Origin of the sequence: Leptospira mtsangambouensis (genome assembly GCF_004770475.1) — a bacterium.
Classification (GTDB): domain Bacteria; phylum Spirochaetota; class Leptospiria; order Leptospirales; family Leptospiraceae; genus Leptospira_A; species Leptospira_A mtsangambouensis.
Genome location: NZ_RQHK01000002.1, coordinates 1,391,825 through 1,411,831, shown reverse-complemented (window position 1 = coordinate 1,411,831; position 20,007 = coordinate 1,391,825). Strand labels below are relative to the sequence as shown.

The following is a 20,007-nucleotide window of genomic DNA, read 5'->3' as shown; positions in this document are numbered from 1 at the left end:
AGGAGGCGTTGGCGTCGGCGCGCTTTCTTGCAATGCAAGAAACGTGACGGAAGGGAATTTGCCGTAGGCCAAGCGCGGGCCCCGCGAAGAGTAGGACTTCAGCGTAGCGAAACAGAAGTCCGTAACGAGCGGATAAGGACCCAAGCGAAGCGAGAAACCGTTGTTAATTGCAGTTGGTCCGTATTTAATGAAATTTCTATCGCAAGCCAACAAATTCGAGCGCAAATTTTCTCTTAATTCTTAAAAGCACAAATTCTTTAACACGCGTAAATGGAGTAACACAGCGTTGTATTTCTTCTAGCTGAAATCGACAACACTCACATAAAAAATTTGCGCGCTTTTTTATACTGACTGACCAATTGCAATTAACGAACTAGTCTTCCCGAAGTTCCCTGTAGCCGAGCCTCTGAAGGAGGCGTTGGCGTCGGCGCGACTTCTTGCGAAGCAAGAAGCGTGACGGAAGGGAATTTGCCGTAGGCCGAGTGAGGCCTTGTGCCGAAACGTAGCGGGAAGATGCTGTTATGCGCAGTAAATTAGTCAAAATATCCATTAATTATTTCATTTAAAAATTCTGCAAAATTTTTCCATTTCTCAATTGGTGCAAGTTCTTCGTGACTAAAACGTAATATAAAATTAAATTCATTGGATTTTGGATCTAAATTGAAAGAATACCAATCCCCGTTGATACTTTTTGCGAAGTGGAAAAGCTCGTTTGTTTCATAATTTTCGAAATCATAATTTTCAAAATTTTTATTTATTTCGTTATTAAACTCAGGTAACTCTTGATCTGACATTATTATTACTTCTGAATCTAATTCCGGTCCGTTGGATATTTTTAATATATCAATTATTTCAGCTGGTATATTCGGAATTGTTTTCTTTAAGCCGGTTGGATGATTTTCTCCATTTGATTTAAGATATTTCTTTAGTTTTTTTAATGAGTCTTCAAATTTAATAGAGAGAGCTGGTTTTTCTTTCTTTAGATATTTTTCATAGCATTGAATTGAATATTTTTTTACTATTTCAAATTCAGATTGAGTATATAGTGGAGTTGGAAATTTTGCTTCAATATCCAAATTTTCAATTCCGTAAGGAGGCTGGTCTAAAATTTCAATTGGTTTAAGGTTTTCCTTTTTTATTAAGTTTTCTTTTAAAAGCTCAAATGCTACTTTTTTATTGATAAAGAGTGTTCTCCTTCTGTCTTTTCCAACAACTGTATCCCAACCGAAGGCGAAATCAGTTTCTGGTAAGTGCTGTTTTAAATATCGTCTCGTTGACAATATTGTTAGGTCTGAATTTTCGAATAATTCAAATAGCAAGGTATGATTTTCATTTGTGAATTTAAGATCTTTTTTTAAATGTTTATTGGAAAAATTACTAATACCATTTCTATAAGCTTCATTTGTGGCTATTTCATTGTCAATATTCACAAGTTGGTTTATATCAAACCAATCATGATCTACACCTTTTCCGATAGGAATTTCTGCAACAGGTATAAACCAATTTTTTGCCTTATATTTTCCTGTATCACTTAGCCACAGAAATTTAATTCCTGAGAAATTTTTTTCAATTATAAATCTTTGAAGTTTTTGAGAGAAGAAGAGAGAGTAATATATAGAGTCTACAATGTTTTCAGTCTCAGGAAATTTATAAATTTTCCCTTCAGGATACAAATGATTAAATTTAGAAGCGGAAATAAGATCGTGAACTAGAGAAGATGAGACTAATTCATACCATTCAACATCTTCGTTGTCAATATACGATTGTGTGAGAGTGCAAAATCCATAAAAATTTGCTACCTTATTATTTAAGTATATTTTAGCTAAAGAATAAAAACTGTTAAACTTATCTGAGTTAATATCAAGAAGTGCCCAATAAGTACTATAGTTTTTCAAGCCTAGATCGGAATAAAATTTTCTGGAAAAATCTAAGCTATCTTTTTGCTCTAAAAGTTTAAAATTGAAGGATAATATTTCTTTGTATTTCATTAGTTTAATTTATTGCGCATAACGAACTAGACTAACCGACGTAGGCTGTGCCCTGAGTCCCGGAAGGGACGTTAGGGATTGGCACGAGGCTTGCGCAAACAAGAGGAGTGCCAAAAGCCTATGTGTCGTAGACCGAACGAGGGCGTAAGTCCCGAAGTGAAGCGGTTAGTCGCTGTTATACGCCGTTTGTTAATGATAACGCTTCCATTTAATTTATTTCGAAAATGAGTTTAGCGTGGCTTTTTATTTTTTCGAAAGTGCCAAAGAGCGATATTAGTCCCCAAACAATTACATCGGAAATATTTATTTTGTCAAAATAAGGATCATTGAACTTACTTAAAATATAAAATATCGCGAAGGGAATTGTTGAAATTAATATAGATAGATTTTTAAAGTATAGAAAGGAAAATAGAACTAAGAAATTTAGAATCCAAAATACTCTAAGCTGCAAAATAATGAAGTTTTTACAGAATGCTATTGGAAAGCAATCATAATAAAGACGAGATTCATATCCGAAAGTTAAATGAATTCCAATGTAAATAAGAAGTATGAAAAGAAAGTAGCTTCGTATGGAGTTTTGTTTCTTTTTTAAAATGATAGATTTAAATAATTTTAATAAGTATAAGGGGAATATGGTTTTCTCGGTTTTCATTATTTTCTAGATATTTAAATATACTATAAGGATTACGGCAGAGAAAAAGAAAAATATTGTCAACGTAAAAGTGACGTTGTTAAGATCCAGTGTGTTTTCTTCGTTAATAGTTTTTATTGATTGGGGAAATATGATAATTCTTTTTTTATAGCCGACGTATTTTTTTCGGTTAATAGTTGAAGTACCGCAAGTTTCAATCTCATCTTTTTGAAGGTTTTCCTGTAATTTAGAAATACAATAGATTCCAGGTATTATGTAATACTTTTCACCATTTATTTGTTCTGTTTGTGCACTGATAATGGTTAGAAAAAGAAATAGAAAAGAAAGTATGAAAGAGACAAAAATTGAAATTATCATTTAATCTATATTTGGATCTTGTTTACAATTTTATTAACAAATGGCGTATAACGAACTAGTCTACTCGACGTTTCCCGACCCTGAGTCCCGGAGACGGGACGTTAGGGACTGGCATGTAGCTTGCGAAGGCAAGGCGAATGCCAGAAGGGGAATTTGGCGTAGCCCGAGCGAGGCCGTAGTGCCGAAGCGTAGCGGTAACACGCTGTTATGCGACGTACATTCTATTCGTATTTCTTTGGGAAGCTGATTAGTTCTTTGACGTATATTGTTAAACAGAATATTAAATAGAAATTTAAAGATTCTAGTATTAGTGAATTTAATCTTAAAAAAAAATTGAAGTTGAAGTTCAGGTTTTTAAAAAACACTTTTTCAAAATAACTTATGATATTAAAATTGAAATAAATTGAATGTAGCCCATCACTGAAATCATTTCGTATTAAATTTATTAAAAAAGTATTTATGGTTATGGAAATGATTAAAAAAAATAAAGGTCTTTTGAATCGACGATATCCGGCATGTAAGAAATATAGTAATTGCCTCCAATAATTATTTCTAGAGCTAAAGTAATGGTGATAATTTATTAAACTTTCTTTGATTTTATAGTCTGTTAATGTGGAGGAAATTTCGTTGATTGATTTAATTAATATTGACTGATTGTAGGCAAATCCTAAACTGCTTTTTTCAATTTTCGGGTCTTCTCGATATGTATATTTTCCATCTCCAATTTCTTCTGCGTAGATTCTTGGTTTAAAGAAGCTTATTTTATTTTTAAATTTATTGATGATACTTTTAAATGATAGTTTCGTTTCATATGGAATCAGAAAGAGAACTTCTCCTGGAATATATTGTTCAGGTTTTCTAAAATAGAAGTATAAGAATTTTTCAAATAAGTTATATTCTTTTGGTATTTTTTTGGTTATTAGATTTAATGATGAATCAAAATATAGGTATTTTATAATTTTTTCTTTAGAGAATTTGATGGAGACATTTTGGATTGTTAAATTTGAAATGTTTTTTGCCTTAAAAAGAAAAAGGCTTAATCCGGAAATATTTTCCAAGAATATGTTTTGTGCTGTAGTATCTAGGTAATCAATTGAACAGTTTTTCATTCTTAAGGTTTGGTTATTTGATTCATTTGAATGTTTAAAGTAGCCTATTTTGGAATTTTCAAAATATAAATTATTCTCTATACTTTCCATGTATGACTCAAAGTGTTCTATCTTACAATTTCTGAAATAGATTTGTTTATCGAAGCTTAAATTGTTTCTTATCGAAGTAAAGCTTTGATTTAAGATATATATTTTTTGAATTTCGGCATATCCTAGTTTTTTTAAGAAAATATCAATGGAGAAGTGGTTTTTTGACGTTTCAGGGTTAATGGCAATTAATACCATTTTATCCAATAGACTCTTTCGAATGTTTGAATATGATCTTTTCGTATTTTTTGATAATAGTTTTAGTAAATTCAGTTTGAAAATAAATTTTCCATTTTTGAAATTTCCTAATGAATTTGAATCTACAAAAATTATTGAATCATTTTTTAATAAGTCCTCGCCCTCACATCCACAAGATTCAACAAATTCAAGAGTTGGATAGGTAAGTGAGGTAGGAGATGTTTCAAAGTAAGAAAATTGAAAGTAGTATTGTTCCATTTTAGTTTTATTCATGTATGTCGCATAACGAACTCAGCTAACCGACGTAGGCTGGCCCTGAGTCCCGCATGGGACGTTAGGGACTGGAACGACGCTTGCGTAAGCAAGAGGAGTGCCAGAAGCCTATGTGCCGCAGGCCGAGCGAGGCCGGAAGTGCCGAAGCGAAGTGGTTAGCGGTAGTTATACGCTGGCCAGAATGTATAGGTAGTTTTTTTTAGAATATAAATTCTTGATTATATTTAATCTTACTTGTGAGCAAATTTATCCGCATATAAATCTAAAACCTTTTTGATCATAGATTGATACGGAACACCGGATTTCTTAGACTGGTCTTTGAAAAAACTAATGCTTTTTTTGCTTAGTAATATTGTAACTTTTGAGTTATCTTCTTTAATAATTAACTTATCAGGAGGAGGTAGAAAATCATCCACAACTAGAGAAGAATTGATAGCTTTCGAAATGTTATTCGGGGTTTTAGTATAAATTGTTTTCTTTTTCATAAAGTTTTTTTCCCTCTCTCCAGAACCCAGCACCAAAAATTCTGATATTTTTTCCTCTTAATGTAAAGCGCACTGTAATAATTCCGTCTGGAATTAAACCGAAACAAAAGAAGCGTTCTTCTGATTCAGTTGTATGCAAAATATCTTTCGAAATGATTCTGTTGTTATCCAGAAAAGCAAGTTGTGCCGTATAAAAGTCAACCCCGTGCTTTTCTAAATTTTCCTGATTTTTCTTAGAATCCCATTCAAACTCCACAGTTAAATTCTATACACTAGTCGTATGTATGTCAATACATATATTTGACTGTATTTTTTGACTTTGTCTCGAATTTTTTATTCTAAGGATAGATTCTTCTGGCTTGCGTATAACGAATTAGACTAACCGACGTAGGCTGTGCCCTGAGTCCCGGACGGGACGTTAGGGATTGGTGCGACGCTTGCGTAAGCAAGAGGAGTGCCAAAAGCCTATGTGTCGTAGACCGAACGAGGGCGTAAGTCCCGAAGTGAAGCGGTTAGTCGCTGTTATGCGAAGTTTGATAGGCTAACCTTCGTATTCATAAAAAATCCAAGAATTATTATGCTTATCCTTTTCTTCTTTACGATCGCCAAACAAACTTGAGTCTTTTCTATCCTTTATTGTTAAATAGACTGACTCCGAAATATTGATTTTATAGCTTTTCGCAAAATCCATAATTCTTTGTGCTCCAATAATGCCAGGACCTGAAATATTAATTCGATCATTCACATCTTTGACAATGGTATCTCTAGATTTGTTTATTCCAATGCGAACAGGTATAGTTTCAGTTCGAAAACTTGCTCTCAATTCCGAGGCAATGTTTATAGTAGCAAGGGCATTTTCAGTAAGTATTGATATTGCAACACCGTCTCCAGTAGGTAGCAAGATAAATTGACTTTCTAAGCTATACTTTTGTATTGAATTTTTTACTATTTTATTTAATTTTTCGATTACAGTTAATCTTTCTAAGTGTTGCCTTTTCGAAAAACCAACTATATCAATAAAAATAGTCTCTATTTCTGGGTCTTTATTTATATAGTCATCCGAGATGCTCGTGAAATCTTTTTGTCTATTAAATGGACTTATTTCTATTTGTTCCTTTTGTGTGGAAGGGATTAATTCTAGAGATTCAATAAATGAAGATAAATATGCAGTTTGTTTTTTAAGTCTTTCTCTAGTGAAATTGGTTTTGTCTGTTAAATTCGAATTGATCTTTAATACAAGTAAACCTTCTGACCACTCATACTTTTCAACATAATATTTATTTTCAAATATGCGAGTAAACATTTCTGTATTAAAATTTGTCCACTTTTGATGTTCTGTTTTTAAATTTTCGTAGTCTGAATCTGAATTTACCTGCAATTCCAGTAGAGTTTTTCCTGATCTAATCCTCTGTTCAATTAATGATTTCGCTTCACTTTTGCTAATTATTAAATTGGGTGGATTTAGTGGTGGAGGAGTATGTTTTGCCATTATATTACTCTTTAATATTGATTTGAGAAAATTTTATCAAATTTCGCATAACGAACTAGGGGAGACGACGTTCCCTGACCCTGAGTCCCTGAAGGGGACGTTAGGGACTGGCACGTAGCTTGCGTATGCGAGCGAGTGACAGAAAGGGAATGTGGCGCAGCCCAAGCGAGGCCGCAAGTGCCGAAGCGCAGCGTTTCCCCGTTGTTATACGACGCGCTTGGCTTTAACTGGCTTTAAGCTCTTTATATTTTTTTATTGCTCTTAACTCATTTTTCAATTCATATTGTTTGATTTCTAAATCATAATGAGCTTGAATAGAGAGCCAGAACTCAGGAGAATTTCCGAAGAATTTAGAGAAACGCAGAGCTGTATCTGCTGTAATAGCTCTTTTCCCATGTATAATTTCACTAATTCTTTTTTGATCGATAAGAGTACTTTGCGCAAGTTTGTAAGCAGATAATTCCATAGGTTTAAGAAAGTCTTCTAATAGAATTTCCCCAGGATGAATGTTCATAAGTTCTTTATTCATACAGAATCTCCTTAATGATAATCTATGATTTCCACATTTTCGACAGAACCATTATTCCAATTGAAACAGATTCTATATTTCATATTGATACTTATTGAATGTTGTCCAGATCGGTCATCAGTAAGCTGGTGCAGTCTGTTTCCTGGTGGTGTTTTTAAATCCTCTAGATTTTTAGCACTATCAATATGGATCATTTTTCTTCTAGCGGTTCTTTGAATTTCCTTTGGAAATTTTTTAGATAGAGCACCATTCCATATAGCTTCAGTATCTTTGTCTCTGAAGGATTTTATCACAAATCAATACTGGTGTACCGGGATACTGGCGTCAAACACTATTACTTATTATTTTAGGATATTTTTATATGGAACAAAGATTTCGAAAAAATGAGTTGTTCGTTTTTTCTTTGCTAAAACGTATCAGACAGATTTAAAATTAGTAATTTAAGCTTCCAAGCATGTCGTATAACGAACTAGTGGAGACGACGTTCCCTGACCCTGAGTCCCGGAACGGGACGTTAGGGACTGGCACGGAGTTTGCGGATGCAAACGAGTGACAGAAAGGGAATGTGGCGCAGCCCAAGCGAGGCCGTAAGTGCCGAAGCGCAGCGTTTCCGCGCTGTTATGCGTAGTTAGTGCTATTTAAGTTTCCAAGCTTTAACCGCTAATTTAGCAAGTTCGGACTGCCTTTTATCTATTGAATCTTTATTCCACTCAGATAAATGTACTAATGAATTTGTAAGTTTAAACATAGAAGTTTGATAAACACTTTTTTTCTTTCCAAATGAATCGTCTCTCAGCATTGAGTTGCTTCTTTTCTTTAATAAACAAAGATTTCCAATTCTTCTGAAATAGAATTGATGATCTTCCTCTGAAAAGTAATTCCAGTTGTTACTCATTTTTTGTGGTAAAATATGTTCGAGTGTTATTTGATCTGAGTTTTGATTAGGAATTTGTTCAGGTTCTTTTTCTGCATTAAGATTTTTTTCTAATGATATTAATAAATAACGTGCGACTTCTGGTTTATTAGAAGAATAAACTGAAAATGCTTTTTCAAATTCCTCATCAGAGGGTATAATTTTCTTCATTTCTTCAAGTAAAGAATCAGCTGTTTTTATTTTTTTGTCGGTTATCATTTTTGCCTTTTCTGAAAAATTTATTTCAAGGCCAGAGCTTCCCAATCTTCCACTCACTATGAACCTTATAGTCCAGGATAATAGTCTGCTAACCGCAAGTTCTAATTCCTTTTTGTCAAAACACTGTAGCATTGATAAGAGTAACGGTCTATTTTGTTGCATTCCAAGCATCTTTAGGACTGAGATTGATTCTCTCGTTTCATTGTTATATTTTTCCCAAACTTCGTGATCAGTGTTGAGTAACGCAGTATAATAGTAAGATCCAAAAACTAGATTTTCTGAAAGTTGAGTTGCTTCGTTGCTTGTTGTAATTCTGTTTTTTATTTTGCTAAATAATTCTCTTTGTCGAGTAAGTCCCTCCTGTGTTGACCAATAATGTCTTATAAAATCCACTAGCAGATTCTCTTTGTCTATCGCTTCTAGATAGGTATTCATCTCGATCCAATTTGATTGAACAGAATTTATTTTTTTTCCAGCTTTAGAAAACAATAGGTTTTTCAATAAATCTGAAACAGTGAGTACTAAACCTCTATCATTCAGCGTTTCGAAAATTGTATACGCATACGAATAATCTTCTACTTGAATCCAAATTACTTTTACATTCTCTTTGATGAATGTAATCCATTTTGCTATATTTTCATTCTTTTCTTTTGATCCGATAATTTCTTTTCTAATAAATTTAAGTGCGATATTATATGCGAGGGAAAGTTTCTCGTGAGAAACTTTGTTGAAACTAGTTAGTTTTCGTTTTTCTCTTGAAACAATGTGTTCAGTATAGAATATATTATCGTATGTATTAAGTTCAAGGTTTTGTATTAATTCTAATGTTTCGATATCTCTTGAAAATAGATAATCTTTTTCAATAATTTCAGCTCTTACGTTGTCTCCGAGTTCAATTAGAATGTCTCTGATAGCTGTTAATAGAATAGAAGTTGTCGCAATTCTTTGTTGCCCATCAACAATTTCGCTTTGACCATCTTCTTTTCGTAATACTACAATCGAACCGAGAAAATAGTCTTCATTTTTATGAGATATCGATTCGTTTATATCTTCAAATAAATCATTAATTTGTTTTTCTTCCCATGAATAGGATCTTTGGAATGGTGGAACACTTAGTTTACCTTCTGAAAGTACTTTTCCTATACCTTTGATATCGATTTGTGATTTATCTATTCTATTCATTTTAATTTGTTCATTTTTTAATTTGCACTAATTACGCATAACGAACTAGGCTTCTCGAAGTTCCCTGTAGCCGAGCCTCTGAAGGAGGCGTTGGCGTCGGCGCGACTTCTTGCTGGGCAAGAAGCGTGACGGAAGGGAATTTGCCGTAGGCCAAGCGCGGGCCCCGCGAAGAGTAGGACTTCAGCGTAGCGAAACAGAAGTCCGTAACGAGCGGATAAGGTCCCAAGCGAAGCGAGAAACCGTTGTTAATTGCAGTTGGTCCGTATTTAATGAATTTTCTATCGCAAGCCAACACTTTTGAGCGCAAATTTTCTCTTATTTCTTAGAAAGAACAAATCTTTTAAGAAGCGTAAATGGAGTAACACAGCGTTGTATTTCTTCTAGCCGGAATCGACAACATTCACATAAAAAAATTTGCGCGTTTTCTTCTACTGATTGACCAATTGCAATTAACGAACTAGGGGAGACGACGTTCCCTGACCCTGAGTCCCGTAAACGGGACGTTAGGGACTGGCACGTAGTTTGCGGATGCAAACGAGTGACAGAAAGGGAATGTGTCGCAGACCAAGCGAGGCCGTAAGTGCCGAAGCGCAGCGTTTCCGCGCTGTTATGCGAAGTGTCACTTATTACTTTTTTTCCTGATTTTTTTCTTTTTATCAGTTTCTTTTGTTAAGAAATAGGTTATGCCAGAGGCAATTATCATACCGAATACAAGGAGGAAAATTGTTGGTATTGTTATGCCATAAAAATTTACTGATTCTTTTCCTAGATTTGATGTTATTAATAAAAAAATAACAGAAACGAGAAAGCTACTTATAACTCCGATTGATATTTCTGAAAGATAACTTTTTGGATCGTGGTTTACTTTAAATTTCACATCTTTAATATCACTCTTTATTGTTTCAATATTATTAATCAATGTTACTACTGCAGCTTCATTCAAAGTTGGCGAATTTTGATTTATATTTGGTTTAGTGCTATCGCTTGAGTATTGTTGGTAACTGCTCGCAGGCCCGCTATCACTCGGATTTGTCTTCATTTTGAATTTTCCTCAAGCAAGCAAAGATTCGAAATGTAAGTAAATAATTTATCATAGTTGTCTTCGAATTTTTCAGACAGGAATTTAAGTAATTCTGTTGAACTTCGCAATTCTACTGTTGGAAAATACTCTTGATAATCAATAGTCAGAAGATATTTTATTTCTGATTTTATATCATTTGGGTCTAACACCTTTGATAAGTTTAAAATTATTTTATCAAAATTTTCTTCATTTTTTTTATTTAGAATAATTCCGAACCTAGTATTTATTTCTTCAAATTGGTCAATAGTATAATTATAACCTGAGAACCATCTAAATATTTCCAATTTAGTAAATTCGTTAATATCTTTTAGAGTAAGCGGAATTTCAAAGTAAACACCGAATCGATCAAATTTTAAATAATCGAATACTTGGATTAGTTTTTCATAGATTTCATTGAAATTTTCGATTTTTTGTTTAAAATCCAGTTTCGTATCATTATCTTTCTTTAATAATTCTGAGTATGTGAAACCTATTCGACTGGTAGAAATGAATAGACTTTCTTTGTTATCTTTTCTTTTAAAATCAAAGAAATTAATTAGCTGACTTCCACTTTCGACACTCATTGACTGGTTCCAGTTATTACCTTCTTTATTTAGTAAATCAAATAAAACACCGAATTTATTTAGTATATCATGTCTTCCACCTGGGAATCTGAGACCAATTGTTCGCCTGTTAATGTATTTAAAAATTTTTGTTAAATTGTAATCATGCTTTTCCATGTAAACTCCATGTTAATTAAATATTTATTATGACATTTCGCATAACGAACTAGTCTTCCCGAAGTTCCCTGTAGCCGAGCCTCTGTAGGAGGCGTTGGCGTCGGCGCGTCTTCTTGCGGAGCGAGAAGCGTGACGGAAGGGAATTTGCCGTAGGCCGAGTGAGGCCTTGTGCCGAAACGTAGCGGGAAGATGCTGTTATACGACGTTTCAAATGTCCAAGCACTCTGCTTTGTATATTTTATTCTTTTCAAATCCTAAATATTGTAAGTAGGATTTTTTAGTAATATTTGATTCATTAATATCTTTGAATTTTAATGTTTTGTTTTTTTTGTTAAATTCTATAAGAAAAATTATATTTGCCGTAACATTTGTTTTTCCGAATTCATTTCTTGTCTCGTCTTTACAATTCTTTTTACATGAAGAATTATTTTCGTTTTCATAACAGATGTTTAAACAATCAACTAGAGTGGAATCGTTAAATGAGATTTTTCCTTCAATTGAATTGTTATTCCAATTCCAGTATCCGATTTGTTGATTAAAAGAACTTCCTAGTTCAAAAGACGATAGAAAAAGAATATTTTCATTTAATAGTATTATATCAAAACTTCCAAAATTCAATTTTGCAGGTAGTGTAAACTTTTCCGAACAATTCGCATCATTTTCTAATTCTATATTGATGTATTTGGAGAAAACCCAACCTTTTGGTTCGATCAAATTAACCCAAATACCATTTTGAATGGTTTGATTTCCTGTATTTACTTTTAAAAGACGGATTCTATAATTAATTGAATTATCTAGATATTTTAGTTTTAAAGAATTTAAATTTGGTTTCGAAAATAAAGGTACTTTATCATTTCTGAGAGTTGCAGACACAGAATTTTCTGCATATATTAGGTTTGCAGTTAAGAGTATAAATAATATTTGTAAAAATTTCATTTTTTGAAATGTCGTATAACGAACTAGACTAACCGACGTAGGCTGTGCCCTGAGTCCCGGACGGGACGTTAGGGATTGGCACGACGCTTGCGTAGGCAAGAGGAGTGACAAAAGCCTATGTGTCGTAGACCGAACGAGGGCGCAAGACCCGAAGTGAAGCGGTTAGTCGCTGTTATACGCAGTATTGCATTATTAAATATTTTTTAATGCCACGCATAACTCTCTTCCAATTAGTTTTCCGAAATCAAAATACTCTTCTAACGCATCTTTTTCTAAACGAGGAGCAACATACGTGTAATTTTCAATAAATTCGAAATTTATTATCGGGTTTGAAATTGAATAATGATAAAGATTGTAGTTGAGTAGTGTTGTTTCATATTTTTTTGAATCTAAATTCTCAGAATTAATTTTTGAAATAGAATTATAATTTTTAATATTTTGTTCATCATCAAATTTAAAATGAAGATCAATTCTATTTATATTTTTAGTCATTACATTATCTGACAGGATTTCAAGAGTTTCAGACGAATTATTTAAAAATTTGGAAAATCCAATATATAAACTTATTCTTTTGTTAATAATTTGGCAACTTTTTAAAGAATTAATAATACCTCTGTATATATTTCCAGATTCGTTTTTGGTCTTTATGTACCCTAGGATACCTAAATGAATTACGTAGTCATTAATATTGCTATCGATATTCCTTAAATGATGTGTGTTCAATTTATTGAAATTGCGTTTTGTAATGCTGCAAGTTATTAAAAACGTCAAAAAAATTATTGAGATTTTTATTTTCATATAGAAATCAAATTTTGCAATATTGCGTATAACGAACTAGACTAACCGACGTAGGCTGTGCCCTGAGTCCCGGAACGGGACGTTAGGGACTGGCCACGACACTTGCGTAGGCAAGGGGAGTGCCAGAAGCCAATGTGTCGCAGACCGAGCGAGGGCGGAAGTCCCGAAGCGAAGCGGTTAGTTGCTGTTATACGAAGTTGCGTTTAGATAAATTAAATTATTTGATTTCAATGATTAATTTTCCATCTTTAATTAATTGGACGATTTCTTTAAAAGGATTATAGATTGGAAATAGACTCGTTAATAATCCAAGGAAAGAAATAATAGGGCCATACCTTACTAAAAATTGCGCGTCACCTTTTATTGCTGAAAAGCCTGAAAATAGTTGATCTAGTGGAGAGAAAAATATTATATATGTGACCAAGGTTAAAAATAGGGAGATTCCTAGTAGAGAATATTTTGAAAGTTTTTTATAAATTGCGAGAATAAAGTAAACTAGACCAGAAAGGATTATTATGCAAAGCGTTTTAATCATCATCATAAATATGTAACCGCCAATGTTAGATGATAATTTATCAATATCATTTACTAAAACGTAGAAAGCAGCATCAACTTTATTTGGCGAACTACCTGATATTTTTAATGTTCTTGAATATTCATCAAAATTTAAATCTATACGGCTAATAGATGCATCTCCTGATACAAAATAATTGTATGAAAAGCTATTAATTTGATCAGGTATATTTGATTCGAGAGGTATGATATTTGAATTTTCTATAGTTATTGAATGTTCTTTATTTTTCATTAACATTGTTTCATAAGTATTGCTTTTAGTTACTTGTGCATTGTCTTTTAATGAATCTATGCGATTAAGTAGATTTTGTAAATCAGAGTATGAAATTCTCATTGGTGGAATCTTATATTCTTTTGTATAAATCGTTTTTGAATTTATTGATATCGGAAATATAAGAATTGTAAGGAAAAAATATATTTTTTGGTGTTTAATCATTTTATTTTTCTTAATGTTTAAATTTAGCAATTTCGTATAACGAATTAGACTAACCGACGTAGGCTGACCCTGAGTCCCGAACGGGACGTTAGGGATTGGCACGACGCTTGCGTAAGCAAGAGAAGTGACAAAAGCCTATGTGTCGTAGACCGAACGAGGGCGTAAGTCCCGAAGTGAAGCGGTTAGTCGCTGTTATGCGCTGTAGCGTATTTATTATCTCTTTTTTTCTTCAGTTTTCCAATTCTTTTCTGTTTCATCGATTTTATTGATATATTTTAAGTTATATAAACAACTTGAAAAGAAAAAACAAAAACTTATTGTCATATACATTTTAAACATATTTAAAAGTCCTTTTGTTCGTCCTGAATGAGAGAGATTACTTCTGGTATGGTTTTTAAAGCAAGATTTTTCATACTCCTATCTAGAGCTAATTGGTAGAAATAATCAGGTTGCAATAATATAGTAGCTTCGCCGATTGCCTTAAATCTTCTGTTGAATGACTTATTTTTAAAATGAACAAAAATATTTATGTCTATAACAGCTATTGCATCGATCACAAAGAAACCTACTTCGGGTTCAATGAACATTTGGTTTACTTGAATTTCAATTTCCGGATTATCATTGGACGGTAGATTAGTAATAGTAAATCCAGAATTTTTGAGTTCGGTAATAAAAAGATTTTTTACGATTTCCTCTGCCTGAGGATTAATGAAGATATATCCCCTTTCGATTCCGAATCCATCTTTAAATATTCCTTGAAAAGTAATTTTGTTTCTGGAAAAACTTTTGTAACTTTCAGAATAATTTACTGAAATGGTTATATTCTTGTTAGTTTTTTCAGAATAAATAGGGTTTTCGTATTTATATTCGAAGGTTTTACTCGTAAGAATACATCCTAAGTTTATTAGAGAAATTATTAAATGTATTATTTGTTTAAATCTACTTAAATTCATTTGTTTTAAGTTTAGTTTTCGCTATAGCGCATAACGAACTAGGATTCTCGAAGTTCCGTGTCGCTGAGCCTCCTGCGGAGGCGTTAGCGAGACACGGAATTTGCCTTTAGGCCGAGCGCGGGCCCCGCGAAGAGCAGGACTTCAGCGCAGCGAAACAGAAGTCCGTAACGAGCGGAAAAGGTCCCAAGCGAAGCGAGAAACCGTTGTTAATTGCAGTTGGTCCGTATGTAATGAAATTTCTATCGCAAGCCAACAGAATCGAGCGCAAATTTTCTTTTATCTCTTAAAAATGCAGAAATCCTTTAACGCCCGTAAAAGGATTAACACAGCCTTGTATTTTTTTTCTAGCTGGAATCGACACACTCACACTAAAAAAATTTGCGCGTTTTCTTCTACAGACTGACCAATTGCAATTAACGAATTAGACTAACCGACGTAGGCTGACCCTGAGTCCCGGACGGGACGTTAGGGACTGGCACGACGCTTGCGTAAGCAAGAGGAGTGCCAGAAGCCTATGTGTCGCAGACCGAACGAGGGCGCAAGTCCCGAAGTGAAGCGGTTAGTTGCTGTTAAGCGAAGTTGTATATTATTCACTAATAGATTGTAAGAATAAGTTTATATTCTCGCTGTAATTCTTTTTATTTTTATTACAAAAATCACGAACTTTAGTATGAACTTTTGAGTTTGCTTTAATTGACCATCGTGCAGTTTGAGAAATTATTATTTGATTTAATGGTTTATTAGCAATTTCACTTGTTAATAAAATTTTTTCAATAAATTTTTCATTACCAGTAGCAAAGAAGGAATTCCATAGCATATCAAGTTGTTCGGCAGATGAGATTTCTACCTCTAGGAGGTTCATTGGCTTCATCTCATTTGAAATATTATTAATTGAATTGATAAGTTCTTTATTTTTTGTCTTTTTTAGAAGATTCTCTATAGTTAATTTTGAATACTTTGAATCACTCCAAAGTAAAGCTTGTGAAAATATAAAAATATCGTCGTCAGATAGCTTAGTTAAAGATTCGAACCAAATCGGAATATTTTCTTCGTTGTTCTTGAAAACTTCACCAAAAAAAGGTACAAAATGTCTTTCTAAGTTAGAATTAGAGGTAAGATTTTTGTCACGAATAAATAGTATTGCATTGGGAACTAGTTTTGGTTTAGGACTTGTGTAATAGAATGTTATAAAATTTTCTAGATTTCCCATTGAAGTTATTTTTTCTAATTTTTCGTATTCTGCCTCTTGAGCATTTAAGTTTGTTGTGAAAGCTGCTATGATTAGAATTAATTTTACTAATTTCATTATTTTTCCTTAATAAATTAAATTTATACAATTTCGCTTAACGAACTAGGGGAGACGACGTTCCCTGACCCTGAGTCCCGAACGGGACGTTAGGGACTGGCACGTAGTTTGCGGATGCAAACGTGTGACAGAAAGGGAATGTGGCGTAGCCCAAGCGAGGCCGTAAGTGCCGAAGCGCAGCGTTTCCCCGCTGTTATGCGCTGCGACTTTTATCTAAATACCTTTAACTGTAGTTTCTTTTTAACTTTTACTTAGAAATGACCAATAACTATAGGAGAAAGATTATAAACTGAAAAGACAACAAAGGAAACAGTTAATCCTATTTTTAAAATTTTGTCAGGTCCAGAAATTATTTTTAATTTGTTTAAAGATTCCGTAGAATTAAAATAAAGTTTTATTTCTCTATATTGTTGTTCAAGTTCTCTTGAGAAATTTAGATTTATCAGAGAATTGTTTTTTGAAATAATACCAATAGTAGAATACCAAAAACTATTATCAAAGTATATTGATTTTATTTGATTTATTTCAAGATGAATTTCCTTGAATGGTAGTTCGATATTTTTGTGACTAATAATGATTTCATTTTCGGAAAAAGCTAAAATAGGTAATTTGTTATTTAAGACAACATAAGAAAACATTTTACGCATAAATAATGTAAGAGGGGAGTAGATAAGAAAAGGTAAAAATGAATTTAAAATTGTAGAATAGATAATTACTATAAGCAAAATCCATGGAGTATATCTTCTGTGTTCATGCCTAATATATATTCTTACTTCATATAATTTTTGTTTATTTTGAAAAAAGTTTAACATTGAATGATAAGTTAATTATTTTTAGTTTAGATTACCTTTACAGGAAAGTTTAAGTCGTTGCGCATAACGAACTAGGGGAGACGACGTTCCCTGACCCTGAGTCCCGACGGGACGTTAGGGACTGGCACGGAGTTTGCGGATGCAAACGAGTGACAGAAAGGGAATGTGGCACAGCCCAAGCGAGGCCGGCAATGCCGAAGCGCAGCGTTTCCCCGTTGTTATACGACGTTCGGAGTTAGAGAGGGGAGCTACAGTTCACCTGTTATTAGTTTTTCTATTTTATCTTTTGGCGATTTATAATCATTGTCACCAAAACCTTTAGAATTCATTTGTATTTTTAATTTTTCGAAATTTAATCCAGTACATGGTCCAGAAGGATTTGAATTATTTATTCCCGCCATCCAATTACATGCCATTTTGAAATAACCGAAAGCATTTGGATGAATACCATCAGGTGAGTAATCATTTTGATCATTTAAGAGATTAAACATATTTACTACCCTGACTCTAGCTTTTATAATTGGTGGTAGAGCGTTATATTTACTATCAATAAGACTATTGTATAATTGTATTTGGGAATTTAGATTTGAAAACTGTTGATTAATGGAAGAAATTTGAATTATTTTAGCAACAACGACAGTAGTATTTGTATTTGCTGCTAGAATGTTATTAATAATAATAAATAGGTTATTAGCAGCAGTTTCGTAAGACTTATTCTGTAGAATATCATTTGTACCAGCATGTAATAATGTAAAGTTAGAAAAACTAGCGAAGGTTGAGATTTGAATTAGCTGGTCAGTTCGATAACCTGGATAACCATCATGAGTTTGAGTATTAGTTATCCATTGCAAATTATAGGATCCACCGCTTTGGTAACCTTCAGTAGTAAAATATAATCCTAAACCTTGAGTAGCAAGTAAAGTCAACCATCCTCTATATCCACCTCCAGCCAATGCAGGAGGCATACAAAGTTGTTGGTTAATTTGTGCAACGTAACAATTACCCCAATCAGAAAAACCAACACCATAAGTGATAGAATCACCGAACGGTCGAATAAGAATGGGCTGTAACGATTGTGCAGTTAAACTAGTTAAGTTGGAATAGATGACTAGTAGACAGGCAAATAGGATTTTCTTAATATTTTGTTTCATATTTTTCTCTTTTTTAAAAATTTATTCCGACGAATGTCGTATAACGAACTAGACTAACCGACGTAGGCTGACCCTGAGTCCCGTACGGGACGTTAGGGATTGGCACGACGCTTGCGTAAGCAAGAGGAGTGACAAAAGCCTATGTGTCGTAGACCGAACGAGGGCGTCAGTCCCGAAGTGAAGCGGTTAGTTGCTGTTATGCGAAGTTCCAGGGCTACTCAGGAAGAGCTTCTTATTGTTTTTTTCGTTAATTGATATTTTTTTTTGGACTTTTTTTTCAATATTGATTAAATATTGGGAATTTTGATGCCAATTAAATAATCTTTGATATTTAGCTAACAGAGTATCGCATATTAAATTAGTAGCAGGCTTTTTTTCATATTTAATCCTACTCCAAAGCGAGTTTGTGTGGTGCCTAAGAGCTCAAACCCGCATGATTTGTAGAAACCTTCAGCATGAGGATTCCCAACTACATGTAAAAAATCCGCACCCGAAAATTTTGCCTGGGTACAACATCGTTTAATGAGTGCCCGACCAACACCTTTTCGCCACACATTTGGTTTAACGAATATAGCATCAAGTTCGGAATTTCCATCGTCGCGAGGAAGAACTGCAGCGAATCCCAATATTGAACCTTCTACCTCCGCGACAAAAACCCCGCCGGCCTCGATTTGTTTAATTGGAAGTTCAATTGCATCTGGATTTATCAATAGAACTTCTCGATCACCCGGATTATTCAAAGAGGCCTCCCATTGAATTTCCTCAAGAGTTTTTTGCTCGCTGACTTTTGCTATTCTTACTTGTAATTTATTCATATATTTTAAGGAGATTTTTGGTACATTATTTTTACATGCCAAACAGGAATCGAGTCTCGCCCTGCAATTTCGCATAACGAACTAGTCTTCCCGAAGTTCCCTGTAGCCGAGCCTCTGCAGGAGGCGTTGGCGTCGGCGCGCCTTCTTGCGGAGCAAGAAGCGTGACGGAAGGGAATTTGCCGCAGGCCGAGTGAGGCCTTGTGCCGAAACGTAGCGGGAAGATGCTGTTATGCGAAGTTGTTTTAGCCATTGTATTTTTCCCATATTTTTTTACTTTTTCTACTGCAAGAACTTTCATATAAATACAAAGGTTTCTAGTTTATTATTATTGAAGATGATAATATAATATAAAAAAACACTTGTAATAATTATAATTTCTTCGTTTTCAGTGACGTAATTTGTATAGAATGATATACTCTAAGCACAATGATTTTGAAGAATTTTTTCGAAAAGAATTTCGTATGGTCAAAATTAGTAAAACTAAGTAAATCGTATTGTTGCTGAGGAGTAGCCAGATTTTTCGTCATAATCTAGGTCGATAGGTACCGTAAGCTTCATTGCTTTAACTAATTTTTCTAGGTCTCGTTTTCGTTTTATTTCCTTTTCCTTTGAAAAATCATCCCATGATTTTCCATATATTTCAGATTCAATAGTGAAGTTTAATCCTGTAAGTTTGTCGCTTTTAAAGAATAAGAGTAACAGTATTTGGTTATTTTCGTAAATACAATTTAACTTGTATGTAATATAGGGAGGATTTTTGATTTGAATTTCTCTTTTATTTTCACTTATGAATTTTAAAAATTCTCTTTTTGATAATGCTCTATTAATATTAAGTTTTTTATCAATTGTGAAAGTATTCTCAATAATTTCTAAATTCATTTGAATATCGATATTTAGGCTAAACAATTTCGCATAACGAACTAGGGGATACGAAGTTTCCCGCCCT

20 protein-coding genes are annotated in these 20,007 nt (G+C 33.5%); all 20 read right to left on the bottom strand.

Translation table 11 applies throughout. From position 1 onward, the window contains the following. Positions 1–533 precede the first annotated feature (533 nt). The 20 genes from EHR01_RS06600 to EHR01_RS06500 all read right to left on the bottom strand — a co-directional run bounded on the left by EHR01_RS06600 (position 534) and on the right by EHR01_RS06500 (position 19,940). Complete coding sequence (locus EHR01_RS06600) at positions 534–1,988, bottom strand: SMI1/KNR4 family protein (protein WP_135693850.1); 1,455 nt, start codon at positions 1,986–1,988, stop codon at positions 534–536. A gap of 1,230 nt (positions 1,989–3,218) precedes the next feature. After that, positions 3,219–4,649, bottom strand: coding sequence for a hypothetical protein (locus tag EHR01_RS06595; RefSeq protein WP_135693849.1), 1,431 nt, complete (start codon positions 4,647–4,649; stop codon positions 3,219–3,221). Between the two features lie 245 nt (positions 4,650–4,894). Beyond that, complete coding sequence (locus EHR01_RS19300; protein WP_244309988.1) at positions 4,895–5,149, bottom strand: CopG family transcriptional regulator; 255 nt, start codon at positions 5,147–5,149, stop codon at positions 4,895–4,897. After that, a complete protein-coding gene (locus EHR01_RS06585) occupies positions 5,124–5,405 on the bottom strand; it encodes a BrnT family toxin (protein WP_135693848.1) in 282 nt (93 codons plus the stop codon). The genes EHR01_RS19300 and EHR01_RS06585 overlap by 26 nt, the downstream gene beginning before the upstream one ends. Positions 5,406–5,690: 285 nt before the next feature. Continuing rightward, positions 5,691–6,638: a nucleotidyl cyclase domain-containing protein gene (locus tag EHR01_RS06580; RefSeq protein WP_135693847.1), complete on the bottom strand. Its 948-nt coding sequence runs from the start codon at positions 6,636–6,638 to the stop codon at positions 5,691–5,693. 223 nt (positions 6,639–6,861) lie between these two features. After that, positions 6,862–7,167 carry a HigA family addiction module antitoxin gene (locus EHR01_RS06575; protein WP_015679981.1) on the bottom strand — a complete coding sequence of 102 codons (306 nt, stop codon included), beginning with the start codon at positions 7,165–7,167 and terminating at the stop codon, positions 6,862–6,864. An 11-nt stretch (positions 7,168–7,178) separates the two neighbouring features. Next, positions 7,179–7,460, bottom strand: a complete 282-nt coding sequence (locus EHR01_RS06570) for a type II toxin-antitoxin system RelE/ParE family toxin (RefSeq protein WP_135693846.1) — start codon at positions 7,458–7,460, stop codon at positions 7,179–7,181. Positions 7,461–7,801: 341 nt separating this feature from the next. After that, a complete protein-coding gene (locus tag EHR01_RS06565; protein ID WP_135693845.1) occupies positions 7,802–9,481 on the bottom strand; it encodes a DUF262 domain-containing protein in 1,680 nt (559 codons plus the stop codon). Between the two features lie 619 nt (positions 9,482–10,100). Continuing rightward, the gene (locus tag EHR01_RS06555; RefSeq protein ID WP_135693843.1) at positions 10,101–10,520 is read right to left on the bottom strand and encodes a hypothetical protein; all 420 of its coding nucleotides are present in this window, start codon (positions 10,518–10,520) and stop codon (positions 10,101–10,103) included. Next, positions 10,517–11,281: a hypothetical protein gene (locus EHR01_RS06550; protein WP_135693842.1), complete on the bottom strand. Its 765-nt coding sequence runs from the start codon at positions 11,279–11,281 to the stop codon at positions 10,517–10,519. Before EHR01_RS06550 ends, EHR01_RS06555 begins: the two co-directional genes overlap by 4 nt. A gap of 207 nt (positions 11,282–11,488) precedes the next feature. Continuing rightward, positions 11,489–12,154 carry a hypothetical protein gene (locus EHR01_RS06545; RefSeq protein WP_135693841.1) on the bottom strand — a complete coding sequence of 222 codons (666 nt, stop codon included), beginning with the start codon at positions 12,152–12,154 and terminating at the stop codon, positions 11,489–11,491. A 255-nt stretch (positions 12,155–12,409) separates the two neighbouring features. Beyond that, entirely contained in the window at positions 12,410–13,015 is a 606-nt protein-coding gene (locus tag EHR01_RS06540; protein WP_135693840.1) for a hypothetical protein, read from the bottom strand. A 217-nt stretch (positions 13,016–13,232) separates the two neighbouring features. After that, the gene (locus tag EHR01_RS06535) at positions 13,233–14,024 is read right to left on the bottom strand and encodes a hypothetical protein (RefSeq protein ID WP_135693839.1); all 792 of its coding nucleotides are present in this window, start codon (positions 14,022–14,024) and stop codon (positions 13,233–13,235) included. Between the two features lie 341 nt (positions 14,025–14,365). After that, complete coding sequence (locus EHR01_RS06530) at positions 14,366–14,977, bottom strand: YajG family lipoprotein (protein WP_135693838.1); 612 nt, start codon at positions 14,975–14,977, stop codon at positions 14,366–14,368. A gap of 586 nt (positions 14,978–15,563) precedes the next feature. After that, positions 15,564–16,283, bottom strand: a complete 720-nt coding sequence (locus EHR01_RS06525) for a hypothetical protein (protein ID WP_135693837.1) — start codon at positions 16,281–16,283, stop codon at positions 15,564–15,566. Positions 16,284–16,534: 251 nt separating this feature from the next. Continuing rightward, on the bottom strand, positions 16,535–17,095 hold the full coding sequence (locus EHR01_RS06520) for a hypothetical protein (protein ID WP_135693836.1): 561 nt from the start codon (positions 17,093–17,095) through the stop codon (positions 16,535–16,537). Between the two features lie 248 nt (positions 17,096–17,343). Beyond that, the gene (locus EHR01_RS06515; protein WP_135693835.1) at positions 17,344–18,246 is read right to left on the bottom strand and encodes a GDSL-type esterase/lipase family protein; all 903 of its coding nucleotides are present in this window, start codon (positions 18,244–18,246) and stop codon (positions 17,344–17,346) included. 353 nt (positions 18,247–18,599) lie between these two features. Next, the gene (locus EHR01_RS06510; protein WP_135693834.1) at positions 18,600–19,061 is read right to left on the bottom strand and encodes a GNAT family N-acetyltransferase; all 462 of its coding nucleotides are present in this window, start codon (positions 19,059–19,061) and stop codon (positions 18,600–18,602) included. Positions 19,062–19,092: 31 nt separating this feature from the next. Further along, complete coding sequence (locus EHR01_RS06505; RefSeq protein WP_135693833.1) at positions 19,093–19,359, bottom strand: hypothetical protein; 267 nt, start codon at positions 19,357–19,359, stop codon at positions 19,093–19,095. 182 nt (positions 19,360–19,541) lie between these two features. Then, entirely contained in the window at positions 19,542–19,940 is a 399-nt protein-coding gene (locus tag EHR01_RS06500; RefSeq protein ID WP_135693832.1) for a hypothetical protein, read from the bottom strand. Positions 19,941–20,007: the final 67 nt, after the last annotated feature.

Coding starts and splice junctions, on each gene's coding strand:
- EHR01_RS06520 (WP_135693836.1), bottom strand. CDS start 17,095: ATGTTAAACTTTTTTCAAAATAAACAAAAATTATATGAAGTAAGAATA.
- EHR01_RS06540 (WP_135693840.1), bottom strand. CDS start 13,015: ATGAAAATAAAAATCTCAATAATTTTTTTGACGTTTTTAATAACTTGC.
- EHR01_RS06550 (WP_135693842.1), bottom strand. CDS start 11,281: ATGGAAAAGCATGATTACAATTTAACAAAAATTTTTAAATACATTAAC.
- EHR01_RS06505 (WP_135693833.1), bottom strand. CDS start 19,359: ATGAAAGTTCTTGCAGTAGAAAAAGTAAAAAAATATGGGAAAAATACA.
- EHR01_RS06600 (WP_135693850.1), bottom strand. CDS start 1,988: ATGAAATACAAAGAAATATTATCCTTCAATTTTAAACTTTTAGAGCAA.
- EHR01_RS19300 (WP_244309988.1), bottom strand. CDS start 5,149: ATGAAAAAGAAAACAATTTATACTAAAACCCCGAATAACATTTCGAAA.
- EHR01_RS06530 (WP_135693838.1), bottom strand. CDS start 14,977: ATGAATTTAAGTAGATTTAAACAAATAATACATTTAATAATTTCTCTA.
- EHR01_RS06525 (WP_135693837.1), bottom strand. CDS start 16,283: ATGAAATTAGTAAAATTAATTCTAATCATAGCAGCTTTCACAACAAAC.
- EHR01_RS06575 (WP_015679981.1), bottom strand. CDS start 7,167: ATGAATAAAGAACTTATGAACATTCATCCTGGGGAAATTCTATTAGAA.
- EHR01_RS06580 (WP_135693847.1), bottom strand. CDS start 6,638: ATGGCAAAACATACTCCTCCACCACTAAATCCACCCAATTTAATAATT.
- EHR01_RS06535 (WP_135693839.1), bottom strand. CDS start 14,024: ATGATTAAACACCAAAAAATATATTTTTTCCTTACAATTCTTATATTT.
- EHR01_RS06565 (WP_135693845.1), bottom strand. CDS start 9,481: ATGAATAGAATAGATAAATCACAAATCGATATCAAAGGTATAGGAAAA.
- EHR01_RS06555 (WP_135693843.1), bottom strand. CDS start 10,520: ATGAAGACAAATCCGAGTGATAGCGGGCCTGCGAGCAGTTACCAACAA.
- EHR01_RS06595 (WP_135693849.1), bottom strand. CDS start 4,649: ATGGAACAATACTACTTTCAATTTTCTTACTTTGAAACATCTCCTACC.
- EHR01_RS06510 (WP_135693834.1), bottom strand. CDS start 19,061: ATGAATAAATTACAAGTAAGAATAGCAAAAGTCAGCGAGCAAAAAACT.
- EHR01_RS06515 (WP_135693835.1), bottom strand. CDS start 18,246: ATGAAACAAAATATTAAGAAAATCCTATTTGCCTGTCTACTAGTCATC.
- EHR01_RS06500 (WP_135693832.1), bottom strand. CDS start 19,940: ATGAATTTAGAAATTATTGAGAATACTTTCACAATTGATAAAAAACTT.